At 66.6% G+C, this 23,982-nt stretch carries 22 protein-coding genes; 8 read left to right on the forward strand and 14 right to left on the reverse strand.

From position 1 onward, the window contains the following. Positions 1–72: 72 nt before the first annotated feature. Positions 73–960, reverse strand: coding sequence for a DMT family transporter (locus ACFJGT_RS02600; RefSeq protein ID WP_377845570.1), 888 nt, complete (start codon positions 958–960; stop codon positions 73–75). A gap of 462 nt (positions 961–1,422) precedes the next feature. On the opposite strand from ACFJGT_RS02600, the gene ACFJGT_RS02605 reads away from it, so the two are divergent. From ACFJGT_RS02605 to ACFJGT_RS02620, 4 genes are all read left to right on the forward strand, one after another. Further along, positions 1,423–3,003 (forward strand): ABC transporter substrate-binding protein, encoded by a 1,581-nt coding sequence (locus ACFJGT_RS02605; protein WP_377845572.1) that lies wholly within the window; start codon positions 1,423–1,425, stop codon positions 3,001–3,003. Further along, positions 3,000–4,526: a M81 family metallopeptidase gene (locus ACFJGT_RS02610; protein WP_377845574.1), complete on the forward strand. Its 1,527-nt coding sequence runs from the start codon at positions 3,000–3,002 to the stop codon at positions 4,524–4,526. The genes ACFJGT_RS02605 and ACFJGT_RS02610 overlap by 4 nt, the downstream gene beginning before the upstream one ends. 112 nt (positions 4,527–4,638) lie before the next feature. Beyond that, on the forward strand, positions 4,639–6,108 hold the full coding sequence (locus tag ACFJGT_RS02615) for a YdiU family protein (RefSeq protein ID WP_377848904.1): 1,470 nt from the start codon (positions 4,639–4,641) through the stop codon (positions 6,106–6,108). A gap of 23 nt (positions 6,109–6,131) precedes the next feature. Further along, positions 6,132–6,758 carry an alpha/beta family hydrolase gene (locus tag ACFJGT_RS02620; RefSeq protein WP_377845576.1) on the forward strand — a complete coding sequence of 209 codons (627 nt, stop codon included), beginning with the start codon at positions 6,132–6,134 and terminating at the stop codon, positions 6,756–6,758. 95 nt (positions 6,759–6,853) lie between these two features. Here the strand turns inward: ACFJGT_RS02620 and ACFJGT_RS02625 are convergent, their stop codons facing one another. From ACFJGT_RS02625 to ACFJGT_RS02640, 4 genes are all read right to left on the reverse strand, one after another. Continuing rightward, on the reverse strand, positions 6,854–7,726 hold the full coding sequence (locus ACFJGT_RS02625) for an ABC transporter permease (protein ID WP_377845579.1): 873 nt from the start codon (positions 7,724–7,726) through the stop codon (positions 6,854–6,856). Positions 7,727–7,740: 14 nt separating this feature from the next. Beyond that, positions 7,741–8,682, reverse strand: coding sequence for an ABC transporter permease (locus tag ACFJGT_RS02630; RefSeq protein ID WP_377845581.1), 942 nt, complete (start codon positions 8,680–8,682; stop codon positions 7,741–7,743). Positions 8,683–8,877: 195 nt separating this feature from the next. Beyond that, positions 8,878–10,398: an ABC transporter substrate-binding protein gene (locus ACFJGT_RS02635; RefSeq protein ID WP_377845583.1), complete on the reverse strand. Its 1,521-nt coding sequence runs from the start codon at positions 10,396–10,398 to the stop codon at positions 8,878–8,880. A 40-nt stretch (positions 10,399–10,438) separates the two neighbouring features. Beyond that, entirely contained in the window at positions 10,439–12,268 is a 1,830-nt protein-coding gene (locus ACFJGT_RS02640; protein WP_377845585.1) for a gamma-glutamyltransferase family protein, read from the reverse strand. Between the two features lie 227 nt (positions 12,269–12,495). Here ACFJGT_RS02640 and ACFJGT_RS02645 point away from each other — a divergent pair, with 227 nt between their 5' ends. Continuing rightward, positions 12,496–13,188 carry a GntR family transcriptional regulator gene (locus tag ACFJGT_RS02645; protein WP_377845587.1) on the forward strand — a complete coding sequence of 231 codons (693 nt, stop codon included), beginning with the start codon at positions 12,496–12,498 and terminating at the stop codon, positions 13,186–13,188. A gap of 14 nt (positions 13,189–13,202) precedes the next feature. Then, on the forward strand, positions 13,203–13,595 hold the full coding sequence (locus ACFJGT_RS02650; RefSeq protein WP_377845589.1) for a nuclear transport factor 2 family protein: 393 nt from the start codon (positions 13,203–13,205) through the stop codon (positions 13,593–13,595). On the opposite strand, the gene ACFJGT_RS02655 is transcribed toward ACFJGT_RS02650, so the two are convergent. From ACFJGT_RS02655 to ACFJGT_RS02690, 8 genes are read right to left on the reverse strand one after another with little or no spacing between them, the layout of a single operon-like run. Next, positions 13,592–14,977 carry an amidase gene (locus tag ACFJGT_RS02655; protein ID WP_377845591.1) on the reverse strand — a complete coding sequence of 462 codons (1,386 nt, stop codon included), beginning with the start codon at positions 14,975–14,977 and terminating at the stop codon, positions 13,592–13,594. The genes ACFJGT_RS02650 and ACFJGT_RS02655 overlap by 4 nt on opposite strands. Positions 14,978–14,985: 8 nt before the next feature. Further along, a complete protein-coding gene (locus ACFJGT_RS02660) occupies positions 14,986–15,738 on the reverse strand; it encodes an SDR family NAD(P)-dependent oxidoreductase (RefSeq protein WP_377845593.1) in 753 nt (250 codons plus the stop codon). A 19-nt stretch (positions 15,739–15,757) separates the two neighbouring features. Then, positions 15,758–16,519 (reverse strand): SDR family NAD(P)-dependent oxidoreductase, encoded by a 762-nt coding sequence (locus ACFJGT_RS02665; RefSeq protein ID WP_377845595.1) that lies wholly within the window; start codon positions 16,517–16,519, stop codon positions 15,758–15,760. Continuing rightward, entirely contained in the window at positions 16,516–17,349 is an 834-nt protein-coding gene (locus ACFJGT_RS02670) for a polysaccharide deacetylase (protein ID WP_377845597.1), read from the reverse strand. Before ACFJGT_RS02670 ends, ACFJGT_RS02665 begins: the two co-directional genes overlap by 4 nt. Positions 17,350–17,360: 11 nt before the next feature. After that, on the reverse strand, positions 17,361–18,158 hold the full coding sequence (locus ACFJGT_RS02675; protein ID WP_377845599.1) for an ABC transporter permease: 798 nt from the start codon (positions 18,156–18,158) through the stop codon (positions 17,361–17,363). Beyond that, a complete protein-coding gene (locus tag ACFJGT_RS02680; RefSeq protein ID WP_377845601.1) occupies positions 18,155–19,006 on the reverse strand; it encodes an ABC transporter permease in 852 nt (283 codons plus the stop codon). Before ACFJGT_RS02680 ends, ACFJGT_RS02675 begins: the two co-directional genes overlap by 4 nt. Beyond that, complete coding sequence (locus tag ACFJGT_RS02685; RefSeq protein ID WP_377845603.1) at positions 19,003–20,082, reverse strand: ABC transporter ATP-binding protein; 1,080 nt, start codon at positions 20,080–20,082, stop codon at positions 19,003–19,005. Before ACFJGT_RS02685 ends, ACFJGT_RS02680 begins: the two co-directional genes overlap by 4 nt. A gap of 25 nt (positions 20,083–20,107) precedes the next feature. Beyond that, positions 20,108–21,133, reverse strand: coding sequence for an ABC transporter substrate-binding protein (locus tag ACFJGT_RS02690; protein WP_377845605.1), 1,026 nt, complete (start codon positions 21,131–21,133; stop codon positions 20,108–20,110). A gap of 223 nt (positions 21,134–21,356) precedes the next feature. On the opposite strand from ACFJGT_RS02690, the gene ACFJGT_RS02695 reads away from it, so the two are divergent. Further along, positions 21,357–21,896: a MarR family winged helix-turn-helix transcriptional regulator gene (locus tag ACFJGT_RS02695; protein ID WP_377845609.1), complete on the forward strand. Its 540-nt coding sequence runs from the start codon at positions 21,357–21,359 to the stop codon at positions 21,894–21,896. 44 nt (positions 21,897–21,940) lie between these two features. On the opposite strand, the gene ACFJGT_RS02700 is transcribed toward ACFJGT_RS02695, so the two are convergent. Next, positions 21,941–22,405 carry an Lrp/AsnC family transcriptional regulator gene (locus ACFJGT_RS02700; RefSeq protein WP_377845611.1) on the reverse strand — a complete coding sequence of 155 codons (465 nt, stop codon included), beginning with the start codon at positions 22,403–22,405 and terminating at the stop codon, positions 21,941–21,943. Between the two features lie 153 nt (positions 22,406–22,558). On the opposite strand from ACFJGT_RS02700, the gene ACFJGT_RS02705 reads away from it, so the two are divergent. Then, positions 22,559–23,962, forward strand: a complete 1,404-nt coding sequence (locus tag ACFJGT_RS02705) for an aspartate aminotransferase family protein (protein ID WP_377845613.1) — start codon at positions 22,559–22,561, stop codon at positions 23,960–23,962. Positions 23,963–23,982: the final 20 nt, after the last annotated feature.

Below are 23,982 nucleotides of genomic sequence, written 5' to 3' on the forward strand. Positions count from 1 at the left end.
GGCTCCGCTTCGCCCGGCTTGTGATGCCGTGGATACAGGCTCTGCCGATATCACCTGAGGCGATCCCGCGCCTCAGTGCCGCTCCTTGCCGCGCCTGAGTTCGGAGAGCGTGTACCAGAGCACCGCCGCAAGGATCACCGTGCCGCCGATCAGGGTGGCGACCGGCGGCTGCTCGGAGAACAGGAGCCACACCCAGACGGGCGTCATGACGATCTCGGTCGTGCCGATCAGGGCCGACTCGGCCGGCGGCAGATGCCGCGCGCCGATGATGAACAGCACCAGCGCGATCGAGAAATTCGTTGCGCCGAAGGCCGCCAGCACCAGCAGGTTATGGGTATCGAGCGAGGCCGTGGAGCCGAATGGCGCGAAGATCGCGAAGGCGAGCACCGCGCTGACGAAGATCGGCGGCATCGCCGGCAATTCCTGGTCGAGCCGTGGAACGACGATGACGACGGCGAAGGTCACCGTCATCAGCAGGGCGAGCAGGTCGCCGATGACCCGCCCGGCGCCCATCGAGGCCGAGATGATGATCCCGACGCCGATCAGGCAGCCGAGCCCCGCCACCATCGCGCGCCATGCGATCGGCTCCTTCAGCAGCAGCCAGCCCAGAATCGCGGCGATGAAGGGCGCGGTCGCGTAGATCACCGCCACATTGGCCACGCTGGTCGTGTAATAGGCGCCGATGAAAGCGGCCTGGCTGATGGTCTGGCAGACGATCAGGGCAAGGCCGGCGGGAGCGAACGTCCTTTTCCACTGCCGCCGCGTCCCGGCGCCGCCGAACAGGACCATCGGAACGATCAGGAAGATCGCGGCGAACAGCGAGCGCCAGGCGATCGCCGTCCAGGCATCCGTCGTCAGCAGGCGCGCATAGATGCCGCTGGCGCTCCAGGCGACGGTTGCCGCGAAGACGAGGAGGACGCCGCGGGAGTGGTTGGTCGATGAAGGCGGTCTGGGCGTCAAGGTCACACGCGGGAGCAGAGTGAAAAGCGACGGGAAGCCACAGCGGTCCGGCGGCCTTTCGTCAATGGCTTCGCCCTGCGGGGCGCGAAGGGGGCCAAGGCAAAAAAGGCCGGCATCCTCGAAAGGAGCCGGCCAAGGGGAAACCATCGGCACGCGGCCGGAAGGTCTCGAGGGGAACGGGACGGCAAGGCTCCGCGGGGAGGAGAAAGCGGAGGGGCCGTCGACCGCATCCGGGATATAGGTCGCCGCTGCGCGATCTCAACGCCCGGTTGGATCAGTCCAGCCATGCGCTGAGCTCGCGCGCCGGATGGACGCAGGCTGCTCCAATGAGGGGCCGTCCTGCGTTCACGTCAGGGCCAAAGCGCTTGCCCCCGCCATTTCCGCCATCCTAGGATCGATGCATCGGGGTCGCAGCGGCGCTGTCCAAGCGGCTTTCCACCTTCTCCAGAGAGGGTTCCCTGCATGAAGCGTCGGACATTCCTGGGTGTCGCTGCCGGTGCAGCCGTCTCCACCTTGGCGAGGCCCAGCCTCGCACAGCCGGCGAAGGTGCTGAAATTCATTCCGGAATCGGATGTCGCGATCGTCGACCCGGTCTGGACGACCGCGACGGTGACGCGCAATCACGGCTATCTGGTCTTCGACACGCTCTATGGCCAGAACGCCAGTTACGGTTTCGAGCCCCAGATGGTCGCCGGCCATACGGTCGAGGATGACGGCAAGACCTGGCGGCTGACGCTGCGCGAAGGCCTGCGCTTCCACGATGGCGAGCCGGTGCGGGCGCAGGATGTCGTACCGAGCATCCGCCGCTTCTCGGCGCGCGACGCCTTCGGCCGCGCGCTGATGGATGCCACCGACGAATTATCGGTCGAATCCGACCGCGTCGTGAAGTTCCGGCTGAAGCGCCCGTTCCCGCTGCTGCCGGCGGCGCTCGGCAAGACCGGCACCTCGATGCCCTGCATCATGCCGGAGCGCTTCGCCGTCACCGACCCCAACAAGCAGGTCACGGAGATGATCGGCAGCGGGCCGTTCCGCTTCAAGGCCGACGAGCGGATCCCGGGCGCGCTGACGGTCTACGAGCGCTTCGCCGGCTATGTCCCGCGCGCCGACGGCTCCGCCACCTTCACCGCCGGTCCGAAGCAGGTCCATTTCGATCGCATCGAGTGGCGCATCATCCCCGATCCGCAAACCGCCGCGAGCGCGCTCGGCAACGGCGAGGTCGACTGGTGGCAGAATCCGACGCCCGATCTCCAGGGCACGCTCAAGGGCAAGCCGGGCCTCACGCTGGAGGTGCTCGATCCGGCCGGCGGCATCGGCTGCCTGCGCTTCAACGCGCTGCATCCGCCCTTCGACAATCCGGCGATCCGGCGGGCCCTGCTCGGCGCCATCGATCAGGTCGAGTGCATGACGGCGGTCGCCGGCGACGAGCGTTCGCTCTGGAAGGATCATGTCGGCGTCTTCAGCCCGGACACGCCGATGGCGACGACGGCCGGGACCGAGGTGCTGGTCGGCAAGCGCGACTTCGCCGCCGTCAAGCGCGCCCTGGAAGCGGCCGGCTACAAGGGCGAGCGCGTCGTGCTGCTCGACCCGACCGACTATCCCTCGACCCACCCGCTCGCAGCGGTCGCGGCCGATGCCCTGCAGAAATCCGGCATGAATGTCGATCTGGTCTCGACCGACTGGGGTACGGTCGTCCAGCGCCGTGCCAGCCGCCAGCCGATCGACAAGGGCGGCTGGAGCATCTTCGTCACCTACCTGAACGGCACTAATAATTTCGACCCGGCGAGCCAGCTCGGCATCCGCGGCAATGGCGACCAGGCCTGGTTCGGCTGGCCGAAATCGCCGCGCCTCGAAGAGCTCCGGCTCGACTGGTTCGCGGCCAAGGATCTCGCGTCGCAGAAGGCGATCTGCGCCGAGATCCAGAAACAGTTCTTCATCGACGTGCCCTACATCCCGCTTGGCGCCTATTACGAGAAGACGGCTTCGCGCGGGATCACGGGAATGCGTATCGGGTTCGCTCAATTCTACGACGTAAGGCCGCTGTGACACATTCCAAGCTTCGTATCGCCGTTCTTCAGTTCTCCCACGAGACGGTCACCTTCCTCCCCAACGACACCACGCGGGAGGATTTCATCTACCCGGGCTCCCCGGCCTCAGGCGAAGCGCTGCTTGCCACCGATCCCAAGGGCTATATGGGCGGCTTCGTCCAGGTCGCGCGCGAGTTCGAGGATGTCGAGCTGATCGGCATCACCTCGCCGCTCTTCCCGCGCACCGGCACGGGCTCGGGCTGGGTGACCGAGGATGCCTACGAGCATTTCATGGGCACCATCATCGCGGAGTTGAAGGCGCAGCCCGGGCTCGACGGCGTCTACCTTGCGCTGCACGGGGCGCTCGCGGTGCGTGGCGTGCCGCGGCCGGAGGCCGACATCGCCCGGCGCGTGCGCGAGGCCGTGGGCAAGAAGGCCTTCATCACCGCGACCTTCGACCCGCATGGCAACGAGGACGAGAATTTCCTCGCCCATGCCGACATGGCGTTCTGCGTGAAGTATTTCCCGCATTACGACATGCACCTGCAGGGCGAGCGCGCGGCGCGTATGCTGGTCCGGGCGATCCGCGGCAGCTTCAAGCCGGTGCATCGCACCCTGCGCATCCCGATCATCGCGCCGACGGTGGTGATGTGGACCGGCGCCTCGCCCTGGTCCGACCTGATCCAGCGCGCGCTGATCTGGGAGGCGCGCGAGCCGGACGTCTTCGTCAACGTGTTCTTCGGCTTCCCCTGGTCGGACGTTCCCGATGCCGGGATGGCGCTGCAGGTTTTGACCAACAACGACCCGGATCTCGCCGAGCGCGTCATCCGCGACATGGCGGAATGGACCTGGCGCCGTCGCCAGTCGTTGCTCGACACCGTCAAGATCTACAAGACGAAGGAGGCGGTGGCCGAGGCCCGCAAGGCGGTGTCTGACGGCAAGGGGCCGGTCCTGCTGGCCGACTACAGCGACCGCTCCGGCTATGCGACCTGGCTGCTTCAGGAGATCGTCGCGCAGAAGCTCGAGCGCACGCTGGTCGCCACCATCGCCTCACCCGATGTGGTCCGCTCCGTCATCGCGTCAGGCGCGAAGCCGGGCGATCCGTTCGATGCCGAGATCGGCGGCCTCTTCGATGAATCGGCCGGCGCGCCCGTCCGCATTGCCGGCAAGCTGCGCTCGATCGGGCCGGCGACGACCGCGCGCGGCCAAGGCAAGGACTGGATCTGCGTCGAGTTCGGCAAGGGCAACCTGCTGGTGCTCAGCCCCTATCTCGTCCAGATCATCGAGCCTTCGGAACTCTGGCAGCTCGGGCTCGCGCCGGACGAGTTCGACGTGATCGCGATCAAGTCGCGGGTGCATTTCCGCCGGGGCTTCGACGATAGCGGCTTCACGCCGACAATCCTGCTGGTCGAGCCGCCCGAGCCCTTCATGGGCACGGTCCATCTCGACGCGCTGGCTTACGAGAACCTGACCCTGACGGATTACTACCCCTATGGCAGCCCGAGCTTTCCACCGGCCGACTGGGGCAAGCAATCCGACTGAGGGGCTGGATCGGCCACGCGATGGACGAAGACAGGCCCATGCGAACTGATCGCATGGGCGCCTGCCCGGGCCCGCGAGTTGCGTGGCGGCATTCCGGGCCTATCTTCCAGCGATGAACCCGATCGCTTTCGACAATTCCTACGCGCGCCTGCCGGAGCGCTTCTACGCGACGGTCGCGCCGACGCCGGTCGTGGCGCCGCGGCTGCTCCGGTTGAATGCGCCGCTCGCAGTGCAGCTCGGGCTCGATGCCGACTGGCTGAAGGATCCGGAAGGCGTGGCGATGTTGGCAGGCAACGGCCTGCCGGTCGGGGCCGCCTCGATCGCGACCGCCTATGCCGGCCATCAGTTCGGCGGCTTCAGCCCGCAGCTCGGCGATGGCCGCGCCATCCTGCTCGGTGAGGTCGTCGACCGGGACGGCAAGCGCCGTGATCTCCAGCTCAAGGGTGCGGGGCCGACCCCGTTCTCGCGCCGCGGCGATGGCCGCGCCGCGCTCGGGCCGGTCCTGCGCGAATATATCGTTAGCGAGGCGATGGCGGCGCTGGGCGTGCCGACGACGCGTGCGCTCGCCGCTGTCCTGACCGGCGAATCCGTCCGGCGCGAAACCTCGCTGCCCGGCGCGGTCCTGACCCGCGTGGCCTCCAGCCATATCCGGATCGGCACCTTCCAGTATTTCGCCGCGCGCGGCGATGTCGAAGGGCTGCGCCTGCTCGCCGACCATGTCATCGTCAGGCACTACCCGGCCTGCACCGGCGAGGAGCGTTATCTCGCCTTGCTCGAAGCCGTGGTTGCCGCGCAGGCTGCGCTCATCGCGCAATGGATGACGATCGGCTTCATCCACGGCGTGATGAACACCGACAACATGTCGATCGCCGGCGAAACCATCGATTACGGCCCCTGCGCCTTCATGGACGTCTACCACCCGACGACCGTGTTCAGCTCGATCGACGAGCATGGCCGCTACGCCTATGCCAACCAGCCGCCGATCGCCCGCTGGAATCTGACCCGCTTCGCCGAGACGCTGCTGCCGCTGCTGGACGACGATATCGACAAGGCCGTGCCGATCGCACAAGGAGCGCTCGACCGGTTCGATCTGCAGTTCCAGGCGCATCTGATCGCCGGCTTCCGCCGCAAGCTCGGCCTCGCCACAGAAGAGGCGGAGGATGTCGTGCTCATCAAGGGCCTGCTCGATGCGATGCAGGACGGCGAGGCCGATTTCACCCTGGTCTTTCGCCGCCTGAGCGAGGAGGCCGGGCAGGACAGCGCGGAAACCTGCCGCAGCCTCTTCAGGGACCCGGTGGCCTTCGACGCCTGGGAAATCCGCTGGCGTGATCGCCTGCGTAAGGAGCCCGCTTCGGCCGAGGCGCGCCGGCAGGCGATGCTGCAGGTCAATCCGCTCTACATCCCGCGCAACCATCAGGTCGAGGCGGTCATCGAAGCCGCGGTCGAGCGCGACGATTTCGCCCCGTTCGAGACGCTCCTCGGCGTCCTGGCGAGGCCTTTCGAGGCGCAGCCGGGCCGGGAGGATTATGAACGTCCGCCGGCCGTGCACGAGCGCGTGCTAGCGACGTTTTGCGGAACCTGACCGACTCGATACGGGGCAACGCGATGTTTCTTTTCGACGGCCCGAATACTGCCGATCTGACCATCCTCCTGGCCCATGGAGCCGGCGCCCCGATGGACTCGCCATCGATGACCGCGGCTGCGCAAGCGCTGGCTGGAGCGGGCTTTCGCGTCGCCCGCTTCGAGTTCGACTATATGGCGGCGCGGCGCAGCGGAACCGCTCGCCCGCCGCCGCGCGCCGAAAAGCTGAACCCTCAATATCTCGCCGCGATCGAAGCGCTCGGGGCCACGGGCAGGCTCGTCATCGGCGGCAAGTCGATGGGTGGCCGCGTCGCGAGCATGGTGGCCGACGGGCTGTTCGAAAGCGGCCGGATCAATGGCCTGCTTTGCCTCGGTTATCCGTTTCACCCGCCCGGCAAGCCGGAGCAGTTGCGGACCGCGCATCTCGCCGATCTGAAGGCCCCGGCGCTCATCGTGCAGGGAACGCGGGATGAGTTCGGCACCCGTGACGAGGTCCCGGCCTATCGGCTTTCACCGGCGATCGACATCCTCTGGCTGGAGGACGGCGACCACGACCTGAAGCCTCGCAAGCGGATTTCCGGGTTTTCGGCCGCCGATCATCTTGGCACCATGGCCGAGGCCGTTTCCGCCTGGGCCGGGCGCCTCAGGTAGGACGCCGTGGGGGACACGGAGGGGCGACACGATCACGCTTCGCGACCGCAACTTGCGGTCGGTCCCATGCGCAGGGTCTCGACGGGATCTGACGATCAGCGCGAGCGCGGATCGAGAGCGTCCCTCAGGCCGTCGCCCAGAAGGTTGAACGACAAGACCGTCGCGAAAATGGCGATGCCGGGCCAGAGTGCCATCCAGGGCGCGTTGCTGAGGAAGCGCTGGGCCGAGTTCAGCATCGAGCCCCAGGATGGCGCCGGCGGCTGGAGGCCGAGGCCGAGGAAGGACATGCTGGCTTCCGCGATGATCGCCATCGCGATGGTCAGCGTCGCCTGGACCATCAGCTGCGGCAGGATGTTCGGCAGGATATGCCGCGCTGCGACGCGCCATTGCGGATTGCCCATGGCGCGCGCCGCCTCGACATAGTCCTCGCCCTTGATCGACAGCACCTGGCCGCGCGTCAGGCGGATGAAGAACGGCGTGGCGGTGATGCCGATCGCCAGCATCGCATTCGTCAGGCTGGGGCCCAGGAAGGCGGCGAGCGCGATCGCGAGGATCAGGAACGGGCAGGCGAGCATCGCATCCGTGAAGCGGCTGATGAGCCCGTCGACGAAGCCGCCGAGAAAGCCCGCTGCGAGCCCGAGGGGAACGCCGATCGCCATGGCGATGCCGACCGACGTGAGCCCGGCCATCAGCGAGGCCCTTGCGCCCCAGATGATGCGCGACAGGATATCGCGGCCGGCTTCGTCGGTTCCGAACCAATGCGCGGCGGAGGGAGCCTTGCGCACGGCCGTCCAGCTCTGCGCGGTCGGATCATAAGGCGCCAGCAGCGGCGCGAAGATCGCCACGGATACCATGAGGAGCACGACCGCGAGCCCGACCAGCGCGCTCTTGCGCTTCGCCAGGCGCTGCCAGAGCGGGTCGCGGAAGAAGTTCGCCAGGGGATTGGTCGAGGATCTGGTTTTCGTCATCGTCGACACGGGCGTCAGCTTCTCAGTCTCGGGTTGACGAGGATGTATCCGATATCGGCCAGCAGATTGAGGATGATGTAGAACAGCGAGGTCACGAGAACGACGCCCTGCACCACCGGGTAATCGCGGGTGAAGACCGCATCGACGATCAGCTTGCCGAAGCCCGGGATCGTGAAGATCTGCTCGGTCAGGACGGCGCCGGACAGGAGCGCGCCGAATTCCAGCGCACCCAGCGTGATGATCGGCGTCAAAGCGTTGCGCATCGCGTGCTTCAGCACGACGGTCCGTTCGCCCAGCCCCTTTGCGCGCGCGGTACGGACATAGTCGCTGCTCAGCGCCTGCAGCATCGCGCCGCGGGTATGGCGCATGATGACGCCGGCGATCCCGGTGCCGAGCACGAAGGCGGGCATGATCGTGGTGGCGAGGTTCATCTTCAGGTCCTCCCACGGGCTGACGAAGCCGGAAGCAGGCAGCCAGCCGAGATAGACCGAGAAGAACAGGATCAGCATGATGCCGAGCCAGAAATTGGGCACCGAAATGCCGGCCAGCGACGCGATATTGGTCGCATAGTCGATCGTGCTGTTATGGCGCAGGGCCGAGATCACGCCGGCCGCGATGCCGACCACGAGCGCGATGCAGATGCCCATCACCGCGAGCTGCAGCGTCACCGGCAGCTTGAGCAGGATCAGGTCGAGCACGGGGCGGTTATGGCGCATGGATTCGCCGAGATCGCCGGTCGCCACGCCCTTCAGCCAGTAGAGATACTGGACGATCAGCGGCTGATCGAGATGGTACTGGGCGCGGATGGCGGCGAGCGTCGCCTCGTCCGGATTCTCGCCGGCGAGCACCAGTGCCGGATCGCCCGGCAGGAGATGCTGCAGCGAAAAGATGATGATCGACAGCAGCAGGACTGTCGGGACGAGCTGCGCGAGGCGGCGGGCGATCAATGTCGTCATGGTTCAAGCGCCCGTCATGCGCAGGCCCGGAGGCGCGACCGTGGCTTCGGGAGCCGGTCGCAGCCTGTCGAGCGTGGGCAGAGGCATTTCATGGATAGGTCGAAGTGCGGGCCGGCCGTGGCAGTTCCGGGCGCGAATGCGCCCGGAGCTTGAACGGATCGAGGATGAGATGCTCATCGCGGCCCCGGCGCCGGTTCAGTTCTTGCGGCTGACATTGGTCAGGCGGATGATGCCGTCCGGCGCCGGCTTGAACCCGGTCAGCGCGGAGTTGTGCGCGAAGATCCACTGCGAGTGGTAGAGATAGACGATCGGCAGGTCCTTGAGCAGGATCGCGACCGCCTTGGCGTATTCGGCCTTGCGCGCTTCGACATCGCCGAGCGAGCGGGCTTTCGCCAGGATCGAATCGAGGGCCTCGTTGCAGTACTTGGCATCGTTCGTCGCCGCGCCGCAGGAGAGCATCGGCGTGACGTTGAGGTCGGGATCGACGCGGCCGCTCCAGCCGACGAGGTGAGCCTGGAACTTGCCCTGGCGGGCGATGTCGAGCAGCGTCATCAGCTCGGTCGGCTTGATCGAGACCTTGATGCCGATCTCCTGCACCATCGCCTGAACGAGCTGGGCGACCTGCTGGCGCTCGGCGTCGGTGGGGACGAGCAGTTCGAGATCGACCGACTTCACGCCGGCCTCAGCCATCTTCTTCTTCGCGGCGTCCAGGTCACGGGCCGGAACCGGGAATTTCTTGTCGTAGAACGGGCTGGACGGCGGGAACGGCTGGTTGCCGGTCGAGGCCTGGCCGTCGAAGACGACGTTGCTGATCGCCTGGCGATCGATCGCGAGGCTGAAGGCTTCGCGGATCGCGGCCTTCTTGCCGGCGTCGAGATTGGCGCCGTCGCCGCCGATGCTGAAGGTGATGCCGTAATAGCCGAGGCCGACCACCGGAGCGACGGCGAGCGCCTTGTCCTTCTTGACCGCTTCGACGTCGGTCGCCGCGAGGCGCTCGATCAGGTCGAGCTGGCGGGAGCGCAGGTTGAGCAGGCGGACGTTGGAATCCGGCATGCCGCGATAGATCAGGCGATCGAAATGATACTTCGCCGCATCGTAATATTGCGGGAATTTCTCGAGGACGATGCGGTCCTGGATGACGCGCTCCTGGAACTTGTACGGGCCCGAGCAGACCGGCGCATCGGTGAACTTGTCGCCGAGCTTGGCGCCCGCTGCCGGGCTGATGATCATGCCGGCGCGATCGCTGAGCGCGGCGAGCAGCGGAACCGAGGGCTCCTTGAGGTTGATCTTGACGGTGGCCGCATCGACGGCCTCGACGGTCTTGATCGCGCTGATCTCGGCCTTGCGGCGCGAGATGCCCGAGGTGAGCGCGCGCTCCAGATTGTACTTGATCGCCGCGGCGTCCACGGGCGTTCCGTCATGGAAGACGGCGCCCTTGCGCAGCTTCAGGGTCAGCACGGTGCTGTCCGGGCTCCATTCCCAGCTCTCCGCCAGCATCGGGATGATCTTCCCGGTGTCGTCGATATCGACGATCTTGTCGCAGAGCGATTGCAGGACGTGGCGGCCGACGAAGCTCCAGTTGGAGACCGGGTCGAGCGTGTCGGGATCGTCCTGCAGGCCGATCCTGAGAACGGATTGGGCGGTGGCGGGAGCTGCCGTCACCGCGAGGTTGCCGAGCGCCAGGGCCGCGGCGAGAGCAAGAAAAGCTGGTTTCATCGATAGTCCCCTCTTCTGTTTTCGTGAGCCGACCGCGCGATCAGCGGGCGACCGCGTAACCCTGGATGCCGCGCGGATTGGCGCCGGCCTTGATCAGCTGCACGTCCCCGTCCATTTCGCGGGCGACCGCGGAGAGGCGCCCTTCGGACCAGGCATCGCCGACCGTGATCTTGTGCCCGCGCGCCGCGAGGTCCTCGCGGACCGCTTCCGGAAAGCGGGACTCGAGCGTGACAGCGCCATAGCTGATCTCGCGCGGCCAGAACGAGCTTGCCAGATGGTCCGTGTGGAAGGACGGGGCGTCGATCGCTTCCTGGAGGTTCATGCCCTTGTGGAGATGGCGCAGCAGCATGATCAGCTGCCACTGGTCCTGCTGGTCGCCGCCCGGCGTGCCGAAAGCCATGTAGGGCTGGCCGTTGCGATAGACGGTGGACGGCGTCAGCGTCGTGCGCGGGCGCTTCGACGGCGCCAGGGTGGAGTTCAGGCCCTCTTCGAGCCAGAACATCTGCGCGCGGGTCGTCAGGCTGAAGCCGAGACCCGGAATGACCGGGCTCGACTGGAACCAGCCGCCCGACGGCGTCGCGGAGACCATGTTGCCCCAGCGATCGACGGCGCTGACCTGCACGGTGTCGCCGCGCTGCGCGCCTTCGCGGGTCAGCGCCGGCTCGCCTTGCCGGTCATTCGGCAGTTTGGCTTCGCGGACGGTCGGCTCGCCGCCGCCGAGGCCGGGCTGCGCGATCGTGCCGACCTTGCGCAGCGGCGGCAGGTTGGGGTTGCGGCCGTCGGGCGTGCCGGGGAGCACGTCCATCGACGCCGTCTCCGTGATCAGCGCCCGCCGGATATCGGCATAGCCGGAGGAGAGCAGCGCCTTCATCGGTACGTCGGAGCTGTCGCCATACCAGGAATCGCGGTCGGCCATCGCGAGCTTGGTCGCCTCTACGACGAGATGCACGAAATCCGCGCTCATCGGATCGAGATCGGCGATATCCGTGCCCTTGAGGATCTGCAGCATCTGCAGCAGCACGGGTCCCTGCGACCACGGCCCGCATTTGAAGACCTCATAGTCGCCATAGGTCACGGAGACCGGCTTCTCGACCTGCGGCTGGTAATCGGCCATGTCCTGGGCCGTGATCAGGCCCTTGTGGCGGCGGCCCGAGACGTCCCAGACCTCCTCGGTCGCGCAGAATTCCTCGATCCGCTCGGCGACCGGCCCGCGATACCAGAAATCGAGGGCGGCATCGATGCGCGCCTCCCGGTTCTTGCCGGATTTCGCGTGGTCGATGATCTGCTGGTAGAGCGCGGCGATCTGCGGATTGCGGAACAGCTTGCCCGACTGGGGGGCGACACCGCCCGGCAGGTAGAGCTCGGCGGAGCTCGGCCAATGAGTTTCGAACAGCTCCCGCATTTCGCCGATCGTTCGGGCAATACGCGGCACCAGCGGATGGCCGGTACGGGCGTAGTAGATCGCCGGCGCCAGCACGTCTTCGAGCTCGGCGGTGCCGTAGTCGCGCAGCAGGGTGAGCCAGGCGCCGAAGGCGCCGGGAATGCAGGCAGCCAGCAGGCCGGTGCCCGGAATGATGTCGAGGCCGAGGCCCTTGAAATGCGCGACGGTTGCCTTGGCAGGCGAGGGGCCCTGGCCGGAGATCACGATCGGCGTGTCGGCGCCGGCCGGCGTCACGATGATCGGCACCTCACCGGCGGGGCCGTTGAGATGCGGCTCGACGATCTGGAGGACGAAGCCGGTGGCGACCGCGGCGTCGAAAGCCGTGTGCCCCTTCTCCAGGATGGACATGCCGACGGTCGAAGCCAGCCAGTGCGTCGAGGACACCGCCCCGAATGTACCCCTGAGTTCCGGTCGCGTCGTGAATGTCATGGCGGTTCCTCAATTCCAGCCGTTTGCAGCCGCCCGAAAAAGCTGCCGACAAGGCCGGTTATCGCGCGAGAGAGTTTAGGCAGGCCTCAGGAGGCCGCGCTGCTGGGCGCGCGCGGCGCGCCTTTTTGTATATTATTTGTCCACATTGCAATAGGATTGTGTAATCCTCGGACTCGATCGCGATGGTGGTCTCTGGAATGGTTGGCGTGTGAGCAGAGGAGCGATCGATGTCGGAGATAGCCGCCGCAACCCGGAAAAGCCGGAGCGATTTCATCGCTGAACAGCTCGAAGAGGCTGTCATCAACGGCGCCTTCCCTGCCGGTGCAAGGCTCGACGAGGCCTCGATCGCCCTGCAGTTCGGCGTGTCGCGCACACCTGTCCGCGAAGCATTGCATATCCTGTGCGGCCGGGGTTGGGCTGAGCGCGAACCCTTCAAGGGCGTGGTCGTGACGCAGATCTCGGCCGAGCGCATCGACGAGATGTTCGAGGCAATGGCCGAGCTTGAGGCGACATGCGGCCGGCTGGCCTCGCACAGGATGACCATGAGCGAACGCGGCGAACTCGAAAGCCTGCACCGCCAGATGAACGTGCTCGCCGAAGAGGGCGACAATGACGGCTATAACGACCTCAACACGCGGTTCCACAACCTCCTGTTCCAGGGCAGCCACAACAGCGACCTGATCGCTGCCGCCCAGACCCTGCGGCTCAAGCTGGCGCCGTTCCGCAAGTTTCAGCTCAAGGACAAGGGGCGGATCAAGCAGTCCTGCCGTGAGCACCAGCAGATCGTCGATGCGATCCTCGATCAGGACGCCAAGGCCGCGGAAAGCGCGCTGCGCCGCCACCTTGTCTCGGCCGCGCAGGAGGTCCTGACCCGACGGCAGCGACAGGAAGACGAAACCGTCTCCGCAACCACTCCCTGAAAGGCAGATACCAAATGTCCGATGTGACGGAGGCGGATGCCATCCGCTCGGTGATCGCCACCATGCAGGCGGCCTGGAACCGTGGTGACTTCCACGGCTACATGGCGGGCTTCGCCAATCCCGATGTCATCTTCGTCTCGCGCGGGCGCATCCAGAAGGACTGGCAGGCAACGCTCGACCATTACATCGCCGATTATGGCGGCGCGCCTGGTTCGCAAGGGCAGCTCGCCTTCACAAACATCCGCGTCGAGATGCTGGCGCCGGATGCCGCCCAGTTGATCAGCGATTACAGGCTGGTGCGTGCCGCCGGCAATCAGACCGGCGTCAACACGCGGCTGATGCGCAAGCGCGGCGGCCAATGGGTGATCGCACTCAACCACGTTTCTCAGATCGAGGACCGCTCCTAATGCGGTGCGGCCAGGGCGCTTTGCAGTCGCGCCGCGACATCGAGAAGATATCGATCGGCATGCCAGCTCGCGACGAGCTGAAGGCCGATCGGCAATCCCCTCGAACTGCGGCCGCATGGCAGCGACAAGGCCGGATGGCCGGTCAGGTTGAACGGGAAGGTGTAGGGATACCAGGCGCCGCGGATGGTCCCGGCCGGTTTGCCTGCGATGTCGATCTGGCCCAGCGGATCGAGCCCGACCGGCAGGGCCGGCGCCGACAAAGTCGGTGAGGCGATCAGGTCGAAACGCGCGAGGATATCCTGCACCTTCGCAAAGCAATCCGTCCGCGCGAACTGCGCCTGGCAGAGATCTGCGGCGCTATAGCCGCGCCCAGCCTCGATCGTGGCGAGCAGGGTCGGATCGAGATTCTCCGGCGCTCTCTCGGCATGGCTCCGCAATCGTGCCAGCAGAAGCGAGCGCAGGAAGACAAGAAAATGCGGTTCCAGCGAAACCAGGTCGAGCTCGATCGGCTCGACGATCCAGCCCAAAGCTTCCGCCCGCCGCATCGCAGCCACGACGGCAGCCTCGACTTGCGGGTCGAGGATGTTGCCGCAGCGCAGGAGGAAGCCGATCCGCGGTTTCTCGCTTTGGCTGAGCCGGCGTTCCGGGAAGGCCGGAACCTGGCCGTAAGGATCGCGCCGATCGGGGCCGACGAGTGCCTCGAACAGCAGCGCGGTATCGGCGACATCGCGCGCCATTGGCCCGACGAAGGAATTGGCGCCGAAGAGGTCCGGGGCCTGCAGGTTCGGGATTGCCCCGAGCGTTGCCTTCAGGCCCACGACACCGCAGCACGCGGCGGGGATGCGGATCGAGCCGCCGCCGTCAGAGCCGAGCGCGAGCTGCCCCATGCCGGCCGCGACCGCGACCGCCGCACCGCCCGAGGAACCGCCGCAGGTATGGGCATGGCTATGCGGATTGAGCGTCCGGCCGAAGAAGGGACCTTCGGTGAAGGGCTTGTGGCCGAATTCCGGCGTCGTCGTCTTGCCGATCAGGATCGCGCCGGCAGCCCGCGCACGCGCGACCGCAACCGCGTCGGCCTTCGGGACGTTGTCCGCAAACAGGGCCGAGCCCTGCGTGGTCGTGACGCCCTCGGTATTGGTCAGGTCCTTGACCGAGAACGGAATGCCGTGGAGGGCGCCAAGCGCCTCGCCGCGCATCACCTTTGCTTCGGCTTCCCTGGCCTCAGTTCGCGCCCGTTCGGCCGGGATCGCCATGAAGGCGTTGAGCTCGGCCTTCTCATCGATGCGGGCGAGAGTGGCTTCCACGGCCTCGACCGGCGAAATGGCTTTCGCGCGGATCGCGGCAGCGAGGTCGACGGCGGAAAGATCGGCGATATCGGTCATGGCTGTCCTCAGATCATCCAGCGTCCGCCATCGATCAGCAGCGTCTGGCCGGTGACATAGCGGGCGTCCTCGCTGGCGAGGAAGGCGACGCAGCCGGCGACATCCTCCGGCTCGGCGATGAAGCCGGCCGGCGTCGTCGCCTTGATGCGCTCGATCACGGCCGGTGTCAGCCGGTCATGGGCGCGGGTGCGGATGGCGCCGGGCGCGACCGCATTGACGGTGACGCGATGCGGCGCCAGCTCGCGCGCCAGCGAGCGGGTGAATCCGATGATGCCCATCTTGGCGGCGGCGTAATCGGTGAGGCCGGCATCACCGACGAGGGCGGCATCGCTCGACATGTTGACGATCCGCCCGCCCCGCTCGCGCATCGCGGGTACGACGAGATGGCTCATCCGCATGGCCGTGAAGAGCGAGACCTCCAGCACGAAGCGCCAGACCTCTTCCTGCGATTCATGGAATTGCGCCGCGCGCTCGCGGCCGCTCTGGCCTACATTGTTGAAGAGGATATCGATCGGGCCGAAGGCTCCAACAGCACGATCATGGAAATCGGCGAGCACGGCCGCATCGGTGCAGTCCCCGGCCATGGTCAGCAGACGGTCGGCCGGCTGGCCGGCGAAGCTTTCAGCGAACCCGTCGGCCTCGCGGTCGATCACGGCGACCCGCGCGCCCTCGTCAAGGAAGCGGCGTGCTGTCGCCGCGCCAATGCCATGGGCCGCGCCGGTGATGGCGACGGTTTTGCCGGTGAAGCGTCCGCTCGTCATGGCCGGCTCCCGATGATCGCTAGTGGAAGGTCCGGCCGCCATCGACGGCGATGGCGGTGCCGGTGACATAGGAGGATTCCGCGCTGGTCAGCCACAGGATTGCGGCGGCGATCTCGTCGGGCGAGGCGACGCGCTGGAGCGCATAGCGGGCGCGTACCGCTTCATAGGCGGCGACGGGGTCGGGCGCGGTGTCGATGCTCGTGCGGAACAGTTCCGTCTCGACCGCGCCGGGGCAGATCGTGTTGACTCGGATGCCGAACTCGGCGGCCTCCATCGCGAGCGCCTTGGCGGCCATCTGCAGGCCCGCCTTGGAGGCGCAATAGGCGGTGCGGTGCTTCAGCGGCGAGAGGCCGGCGCCGGACGAGACATTGACGATGGTGCCGCCGCCGGCCGCCTTGAGATGCGGATAGGATGCCTGCGCCACCAGCATCGGGCCGGTCAGGTTGACGGCGATGATGCGGTTCCAGTCGGCCAATGCCATGCTCTCGATATCGGCGATGAGATCGATGCCGGCCGAGTTCACGACACCGTCGAGCCCGCCGAGCGCGGCCGCGGCATTGGATACGGCGGTCTGAACAGAAGCCGGATCGGAGACATCGACCCTGAAGGGCACGAACTCGCTCGCACCGAAACGTCCGGCGCAAGCTGCCAGCGTTTCCACATCGCGATCAAGCGCTGCGATCCGCGCCCCTTCCTTGACGAAGCGTTCGACGGTCGCGAGCCCGATGCCCTTGGCCGCGCCGGTGATCAGGATGCGCCGGCCGGCCAGCGCGCCGCTCACCGCCTTGCCTCCGCGCGAGCCTTCTCTAGGCCGGGGCGCATGTCGTCGACCATCTCGTCGCAGCGGCCGATCCAGACATTGGGGTGCTTCAGCGCGTGCTCGATCAGCCCCTCCAGCGCCTTGATCCGCGAGGGCTGGCCGATCATCTCGGGGTGCATGCCGACCATCATCATCCGGTCCTCGGCATAGAGCACGTCGAACTCGCCTTTCCAGGCTTCGAGCACGGCCGAGGGGGCCTGCATGGTGCGGCCGGGCAGCACGATCGAGTACTGGAAGAAGGGCGCGTCATCGAGCACCCAGCGGAAGGGCAATTCGACGATCTTGGTCTCCTTGCCCGCGACGGTGTGGAGATAGGGCGAGTCGTCGTCGAAGAAGTTCGAGGAATAGTCGAAGCCGTACTCGACCAGCATCGGCATGGTGACCGGGCTGATCTCGGCCGCCGGCGAGCGCCAGCCGCGCGGGGCGCGACCACTCACCCGCTTGATCGACTGGAAGCCCTTCTCCATCTCCTCGCGCTCCTCCTCGGGCGAGAGGTTGAGGATCCAGGTGTGGCTGTAGCTGTGATGGGCGAGCTCGTGGCCGCGCTTCAGGATCTCCTCCATCAGCCCCTCGCGCTGGTCGATGATCAGGCCGGGCACGAAGAAGGTCGCCTTGATGCCGTAGCGATCGAGCAGATCGAGCACGCGGCCGGTACCGACCTTCCAGCCATAGGCGCCCTGCGACATCAGGATCGGCCGCTCGGCATAGGCGGGATCGCGGCCGGTCCACATCGTCTCCGCGTCGAGATCGAAGGTGAGGAAGAGCGGGAAGCCCTTGGAGGTCAGCGGCATGGCGGTTCCGTTCAGACGAAGCGGTGGAAGCCGAAGCGGCGCTCGGCGAGGAGGAGCACGATGCCGGTGGCGAGGATCAGCAGCGTCGAGACGGCGGCGACGCTGGGGTCGATGCCCATCTCGACCGAGGAGAAGATCAGCACCGGCAGGGTGGTCTGGCTGGCGCTGATCAGAAAGATCGTGACGGGTACGTTGTCGAGCGAGGTGATGAAGGAGAACAGGCCGCCCGCCACCAGCCCCGGCGCGATCAAGGGCAGCGTGACCAGGCGGAAGGCCTCGAAGCCGCTGGCGCCGAGCACCCGTGCCGCTTCCTCGACGGCAAGATCGAGCCCCGACAGGCTCGCCAGCGCGGAACGCACGACATAGGGCACGGTGATGACGACATGGGCGAGCAGGAGCCCGACGAGCGAACCGCGCAGGCCGGTCATGCTGTAGAACTGCAGGAGCGCGACGCCGACGACCACGGCCGGCATCACCAGCGGCGCCATCAGGAAGGAGGTGACGGCTTCAGAGCCCGGCAGCACCTTGCGGAACAGCGCGTAGGCGGCGGCCACACCGAGCACGAGCGAGATCAGCGTCGAGCCGCAGGCCAGGATGAGGCTCATGCGGATGGCCGAGAGATAGGTCGGGTCGCTCAAGACCTTGCCGAACCATGCGAGCGTCAGCCCCTGCGGCGGGATGGTGAGGTAGGAGGTGGTCGAGAACGCCGCCAGCACGACGACGACCACCGGCAATTGCAGGAAGGCGACGACCGTGAAGGCCGTGGCGGTCAGCCCCCAGCCGGGGCGGTTCTCGCTCATGTCGCTCATGCCATGCCCGCCCATCGCCTGGTCAATCGGCTCGACAGCCAGATGATCGCCACCGCCATGAAGGTCAGCGCGAAGGAGAGCGCCGAGCCGCTCGGCCAGTCGAGAAGCTGCATGTACTCGTCGTAGATCAGCGTCGCCATGACCTGATAGGTCGGCCCGCCCAGCATGCGCGGCGTCACCAGCGCGCTGATCGTCAGCACGAAGACGAGGATCGAGCCGGCGAGGATACCGGACGCCGACAAGGGCAGCGTCACCGCCATGAAGACATGGGCGCGGCTGGAGCCGAGCGTCGCGGCGGCCGATTCCACGTCGCGCGGCACGTTGCGGATCGCCGCGACCAGCATCAGCACCATGAAGGGCAGGTAGATATGGGTGAGCCCGATGAAGAGCCCGACGAAGTTGAACAGCAGCTTCACCGGCGCCCCGATGACGCCGAGCTGCATCAGCAGGTTGTTGATCAGGCCGCGATTGGCGAGCAGCGCGATCCAGCCGAAGGAACGCACGACGAGGTTGAGCAGCATCGGGAAGATGACGAGCAGGATCAGCGGCACGCGCCAGCGCTCCGGTCCGCGCGCGATGAGATAGGCGAGCGGGTAGCCGAGCAGCAGGCAGATCAGCGTGACGGAAAAGCCGAGGCCGAGCGTGCGCCAGATCACCTCGCGATAATAGTCGTCGGTGATGATCTGGCTGTAGTTCCTGAGCGACCAAGCGCCTTTGACGAGCCCCGCACCCGGCTCGTAGACGCCGAAGCTCGTCGGCAGCAGCATCAGCACCGGCACGAGGAAGAACCCCGCCAGCACCAAGAGCAGCGGCGCGACCAGCAGGAGCCCGTGCCGCCGCGACATCATGGCGTGGTGCCTTCGGGCGGCATCGCGAAGACGGCGGTGGGATCGATCGCGAGCGCGACCGGCGCGCCCGCGGCGAGAGCTGATTCCGCCCCGTGCGAAGCCGTCTCCGCGACGATCTCGACGCCTTCCGCCAGCCGCACGACATATTGCACGCGCGCGCCGCTGAAGGAGCGCAGCACGACCTCGCCGGCGACTTCGCCGGGGTACGTCATGCCGCTACGGATCGCGACAGCCTCCTGCCGGATGACGACAGCGACCTCCGCGCCGGCCGGCTGGTCGATGCGCGCGGCCGGGATCTCGACGCCGCCGACGACGAGGCGCCCGCCCGGGCCTTCCCGCATAGCGACGGAGCCCGCGAGTCGGTTCGGCTTGCCGATGAAGCTCGCGACGAAGCCGGTCGCCGGGCGGTGATAGATGTCCTCAGGCGCAGCGAATTGCTGCATCACGCCCTTTGCCATCACGCCGACGCGGTCCGACAGCGACAAGGCCTCGCCCTGGTCGTGGGTGACGAAGAGCGTAGTGATGCCGAGATTGCGCTGCAGGCGCTTCAGCTCGATCTGCATTTCGTCGCGCAGTTGCGCATCGAGATTGGAGAGCGGCTCGTCGAAGAGCAGCACGCGTGGATGCGGCGCGAGGGCTCGGGCAATGGCCACGCGTTGCTGCTGGCCGCCGGAAAGCTGGCGCGGATAGCGCTCGTCGAAGGTGCCGAGCCTGACCATCTCGAGCGCTTCCTTGACGCGCTTTTCGAGTTCGGCGCCGGCGACCTTGCGGCGGCGCAGGCCGAAGGCGACGTTCTCGAACACGGTCATATGCGGGAACAGGGCATAGGACTGGAAGACGAGGCCGAGGCCCCGCTTGTTCGGGGGCAGGGCGGTGACGTCGTCGCTGCCGATCAGGATGCGCCCCCGGCTCGGCTCGACGAGGCCCGCGACCATGCGCAGGATCGTGGTCTTGCCGCAGCCGGAGGGGCCGAGCAGCGAGACGAACTCGCCCTCATTGATCGTCAGGGAGACATCCCTGACGACCTCGACCTCGCCATAGGACTTGCCCAGCCCTTCGAAGGTCAGCGAACCCATTGCCCGTCTCCCGTCGCGGCGCGGCTCAGCGCGCGACTTCGCGCTGCCAGCGTCGCGTCCAGGTCGCGCTGTTCCTGGCGATCACGTCCGGGTCGATGAACCAGGCCTTCTCCAGGCTCTCGCCATTGGGGACGATGCTCTTGAGCTTGTCGGAGAGCTTCACCTTGGTGTTGACCGCGCCGATATAGGCCCGCTCGGAGAAGCAGCCCTGACCCTCGGCCGAGAGCACCTGATCGAGGAACTTGTAGGCGAGTTCGGTCTTGGTCGAACCCTTGGGCAGGACGACCGCCGGCAGGATGCCGACCGCGCCTTCCTTCGGATAGGCGACGGCAAGCGAGAGGCCCTTGTCCATGGCGACGCCGGCGCGGTCCGGATACCAGGGCGCGATCGCGATCTCGCCACGCTCGAACAGGGACAGGAGCTGGTCGGCCTGGGTGTAAAGCACGGCGGAGCCCTTCGCGAGCGGCTTGATCGCCTCGATGCCGGGGTCGATATTGTCGAGCGTGCCGCCCTTGAGCTTGTTCAGCGCCAGCAGGAACTGCAGGCCGGAGGTGCCGCTGATGTCGCCGATTGCGTATTTGCCGGCATAGGCCGGATCGGCCAGGTCGAGCCAGGAGGTCGGCGGCGCCTTCACCAGCTTGGGATTGTAGACCAGCGTGGTCGCGCTCACCATCGCGACCACATAGCTGTCGTCCTTGCCCCAGGCGGTCGGGATCACGTCGGCGGCGTTCTTCAGCTTCGCGCGGTCGATGGTGTCGTTGAGCTTCTCGTTGGCGGTCTGGGCCGCCAGCGAGTTGTCGATATAGGCGATGTCCATGTCCGGCTTGCCGGCGGTGGCGCGCAAGGCCGCGGCGAATTGCGAGGAATTGCCGAGTTTCAGCGAGACGGTGGCGCCTGTCGCCTTCTCGAAGGCGGCGACATGGCAGGCCTTGACGTTCTCGGCGAAGGAGCCGCCGAAGGCGCCCACGACGAGCTCCTCGGCCTGGGCGGCGGAGGCGAGGGCGACGCCGAACACGGCGGCGGCGGTCGCATGACGAAGCATCTGGTGCATGGTTGCTGGTTCCCGTCTGTGGCCTCAAGGCGCACCGCTGTTGGCGCGGCTTGTCCCTTGGTCGACGGAATTCCCCTCCCATCGGCCGGAGGAAAGCATGGCATGGCTCGATTTATCTTTCAAGAAAGATAAATGAAAGATATCGTGACGCCACGACGGCGGCGGCGCACGCTTGCATCGCGTGCTCCGGCGTGGTCGGAAAGGGCTGTCCTGGAGGATTGGAATGCGCAACGAGGCCGCGCGAAACCTGACGTTCGAAACGCCTGATACGCTCTGGCAGGACGACCGCGTCGGCGCCGGCATGCAGCGCTGGCGGCGCGAGTTTCCGGATGTCGATTGTTCGGGCAAGGCGATCGTCGGCCGGCTGCTCCATCTCAACGAGGTGTTGCAGGTCGCGATCAACCGGACCCTCGCACGACATAAGCTCAAATACCCGAGCTTCGCGGTGCTCGCGACGCTGCGCGTGCAGGGTGCGCCCTATCGCATGTCGCCGAAGGCGCTGCTCGACACGCTGATCCTGACCTCCGGCGGCTTGTCGAACCTGCTGCGGCGCCTGGAGAAGGCGGGCCATGTCCGCCGCATGGCAGACGAGACCGACGGCCGCGGCGTGATCGTCGAGCTCACCGAGAAGGGCCGGCTTCTGGTCGAGCCCGCGATGCGCGACCATGCCGAGACGGAACGGCGCCTCGTCGCCATGCTGCCGCCGGCCGAGCAGGTCCTGGTCGCGAGCGCGCTCGGCAAGATGATGCTGGCCGGCCGCTGACGGGAGCCCGCTGATCTGCGCCCTCGCCAGGCAGCGCGCCGTCTCTAGAGTTCGATCGGCAGCGAGAAACCCGCCTTGACGCGGTCCATGACGACCATCGTCTTGAAACCCTTGATGTCGGGATTTTCGTAGAAGAACCGCCGGGTGAACTGCTCGTAGTCTTCCATGTCGCGCGCGGTGACGACGAGGACGAAATCGGCGTCGCCCGTCACGTAGAACCCGATCATCACTTCGGTGGTGGCCCGGATGGCCGCCTTGAAGCGGTCGACGATGTCGGCCCGCTCCCGTTCGAGCGAGACGAGGACCAGCATCGAGACAGGGCGGCCAACCGCCTTCGGGGATACGATCGAGACGTCTCCCTCGATGATGCCGGCCGCACGCAACCTCTTCATGCGGCGCTGGCACGCGGTGGGCGACAGGTTCGCCAGCGTGGCGAGCTCTTCCGATGTGAGGCGGTTATTCGCCTGCACGGCCCTCAGAAGCTTGATATCGATCTGGTCGAGCGTCATGGCACAGGATTCCTGCGCCAGAAGGCCAATGACGCAGGAATTCCTCTATCGAGGCGCCATCATCGCCGTCAACCTGCGCGCGGCTTTTGTATAACGGCTCCAACGGTCAAGGCACGTTTGTGCCGATCAGGCCAACCATGAAGGGGCTACCCGATGAAGCTCGACATCGCCGAGATCAGCAGGCTGGATCGCGCCAGCGTCCTTCACCCGTTCACGCAGCTCGCCGACTTCGCGAGCGGCAAGATCGGTGATCCGACCATCGTCGAGACCGGCAAGGGCATCCGAATCCAGGATGCCACGGGCAGGGAATTCATCGACGGCTTTGCCGGGCTCTACTGCATGAATATCGGCTATGGCCGGACGGAGGTGGCGGAGGCGATTTCCCGTCAGACCTACCGGCTCGCCTACTACCACACCTATGCCGCGCACACGACCGACGAGCTGGCGATCCTCTCCGACCGCCTGGTGCGGATGGCGCCCGGCCAGATGAGCAAGGTCTTCTATGGCATGTCGGGGTCCGACGCCAACGAAACGAATGCCAAGCTCGTCTGGTACTACAACAACCTCCGCGGCAAGCCGAAAAAGAAGAAGATCATTTCGCGCATGCGGGGCTATCACGGTTGCAGCGTCGTGGCGGGCTCGCTGACCGGGATGAGCTTCTACCATGATCACATGGACCTGCCGGTGTCGGGGATCATCCACACCGGCGCGCCGCATCATTATTGGGGTGCGGAAGCCGGCGAGACGGAGCTCGCCTTTTCGGCCCGCCGGGCGGCCGAGCTGGACGAACTGATCCAGCGCGAGGGCGCTGACACCGTTGCCGCCTTCATCGCGGAGCCGGTCCTGGGCACGGGCGGCATCACGCCGCCGCCGGAAGGCTATTGGGCCGCCATCCAGGAGGTCCTCAGGAAGCACGACGTGCTTCTCATTGCGGATGAGGTGATCACCGGCTTCGGGCGCACCGGCTCGCTGTTCGGCTGCCATCACTACGGAATCGAGCCGGACCTGATCACCATCGCCAAGGGTCTGACCTCGGCCTATTTCCCGCTCTCCGGGTCGATCGTGAGCGAGAAGATCTACCAGGTGATGGAAGAGGGCGCGGCAAAGGTCGGAGCCTTCTCCCACGGCTATACCTATTCGGGGCATCCGATCGGGGCGGCTGCGGCGAACGCGGTCCTCGACATCGTCGAGAAGGAGAACCTGCCGGGCAACGCCCGCGTCGTCGGCGCGTATTTCCAGAAGCGGCTCGCTGCTGCTTTCGCGCAGTTGCCGATCGTCGGCGAAGTTCGCGGCGTCGGGTTGATGGGGGCGGTCGAGTTCGTCGCTGATCGGGATCGCAAGACCCGCTTCGACGCCGGATTGAAGGTCGGGGCCCGGATCTCGAAGGCGGCTCGCGACCGCGGCCTGATCGCCCGTGCGATGCCGCATGGCGACATCCTTGGTTTCGCGCCGCCGCTGGTGACCACCCAGGACGAGGTCGACGAGATCGTCGGGATCGCCGAGGCCGCCGTGCGCGAGGTCATGGACGAGCTGTCGCGCGAAGCCGCGATCGCCTGAGCCATACCGCCGACCGCACA

It is taken from the genome of Allobosea sp. UC22_33 (assembly GCF_042700715.1).
In the GTDB taxonomy this organism is placed as follows: Bacteria; Pseudomonadota; Alphaproteobacteria; order Rhizobiales; family Beijerinckiaceae; genus Allobosea.

What these genes read in the sequence shown, in the direction of transcription:
- ACFJGT_RS02670 (WP_377845597.1), bottom strand. Translation starts at nt 17,349, where the DNA reads ATGCCGCTGACCTCCAAGGGCTTCCCGCTCTTCCTCACCTTCGATCTC.
- ACFJGT_RS02680 (WP_377845601.1), bottom strand. Translation starts at nt 19,006, where the DNA reads ATGATGTCGCGGCGGCACGGGCTCCTGCTGGTCGCGCCGCTGCTCTTG.
- ACFJGT_RS02660 (WP_377845593.1), bottom strand. Translation starts at nt 15,738, where the DNA reads ATGACGAGCGGACGCTTCACCGGCAAAACCGTCGCCATCACCGGCGCG.
- ACFJGT_RS02625 (WP_377845579.1), bottom strand. Translation starts at nt 7,726, where the DNA reads ATGACGAAAACCAGATCCTCGACCAATCCCCTGGCGAACTTCTTCCGC.
- ACFJGT_RS02620 (WP_377845576.1), top strand. Translation starts at nt 6,132, where the DNA reads ATGTTTCTTTTCGACGGCCCGAATACTGCCGATCTGACCATCCTCCTG.
- ACFJGT_RS02705 (WP_377845613.1), top strand. Translation starts at nt 22,559, where the DNA reads ATGAAGCTCGACATCGCCGAGATCAGCAGGCTGGATCGCGCCAGCGTC.
- ACFJGT_RS02635 (WP_377845583.1), bottom strand. Translation starts at nt 10,398, where the DNA reads ATGAAACCAGCTTTTCTTGCTCTCGCCGCGGCCCTGGCGCTCGGCAAC.
- ACFJGT_RS02655 (WP_377845591.1), bottom strand. Translation starts at nt 14,977, where the DNA reads ATGACCGATATCGCCGATCTTTCCGCCGTCGACCTCGCTGCCGCGATC.
- ACFJGT_RS02645 (WP_377845587.1), top strand. Translation starts at nt 12,496, where the DNA reads ATGTCGGAGATAGCCGCCGCAACCCGGAAAAGCCGGAGCGATTTCATC.
- ACFJGT_RS02695 (WP_377845609.1), top strand. Translation starts at nt 21,357, where the DNA reads ATGCGCAACGAGGCCGCGCGAAACCTGACGTTCGAAACGCCTGATACG.
- ACFJGT_RS02675 (WP_377845599.1), bottom strand. Translation starts at nt 18,158, where the DNA reads ATGAGCGACATGAGCGAGAACCGCCCCGGCTGGGGGCTGACCGCCACG.
- ACFJGT_RS02640 (WP_377845585.1), bottom strand. Translation starts at nt 12,268, where the DNA reads ATGACATTCACGACGCGACCGGAACTCAGGGGTACATTCGGGGCGGTG.
- ACFJGT_RS02605 (WP_377845572.1), top strand. Translation starts at nt 1,423, where the DNA reads ATGAAGCGTCGGACATTCCTGGGTGTCGCTGCCGGTGCAGCCGTCTCC.
- ACFJGT_RS02700 (WP_377845611.1), bottom strand. Translation starts at nt 22,405, where the DNA reads ATGACGCTCGACCAGATCGATATCAAGCTTCTGAGGGCCGTGCAGGCG.
- ACFJGT_RS02615 (WP_377848904.1), top strand. Translation starts at nt 4,639, where the DNA reads ATGAACCCGATCGCTTTCGACAATTCCTACGCGCGCCTGCCGGAGCGC.
- ACFJGT_RS02685 (WP_377845603.1), bottom strand. Translation starts at nt 20,082, where the DNA reads ATGGGTTCGCTGACCTTCGAAGGGCTGGGCAAGTCCTATGGCGAGGTC.
- ACFJGT_RS02630 (WP_377845581.1), bottom strand. Translation starts at nt 8,682, where the DNA reads ATGACGACATTGATCGCCCGCCGCCTCGCGCAGCTCGTCCCGACAGTC.
- ACFJGT_RS02690 (WP_377845605.1), bottom strand. Translation starts at nt 21,133, where the DNA reads ATGCACCAGATGCTTCGTCATGCGACCGCCGCCGCCGTGTTCGGCGTC.
- ACFJGT_RS02650 (WP_377845589.1), top strand. Translation starts at nt 13,203, where the DNA reads ATGTCCGATGTGACGGAGGCGGATGCCATCCGCTCGGTGATCGCCACC.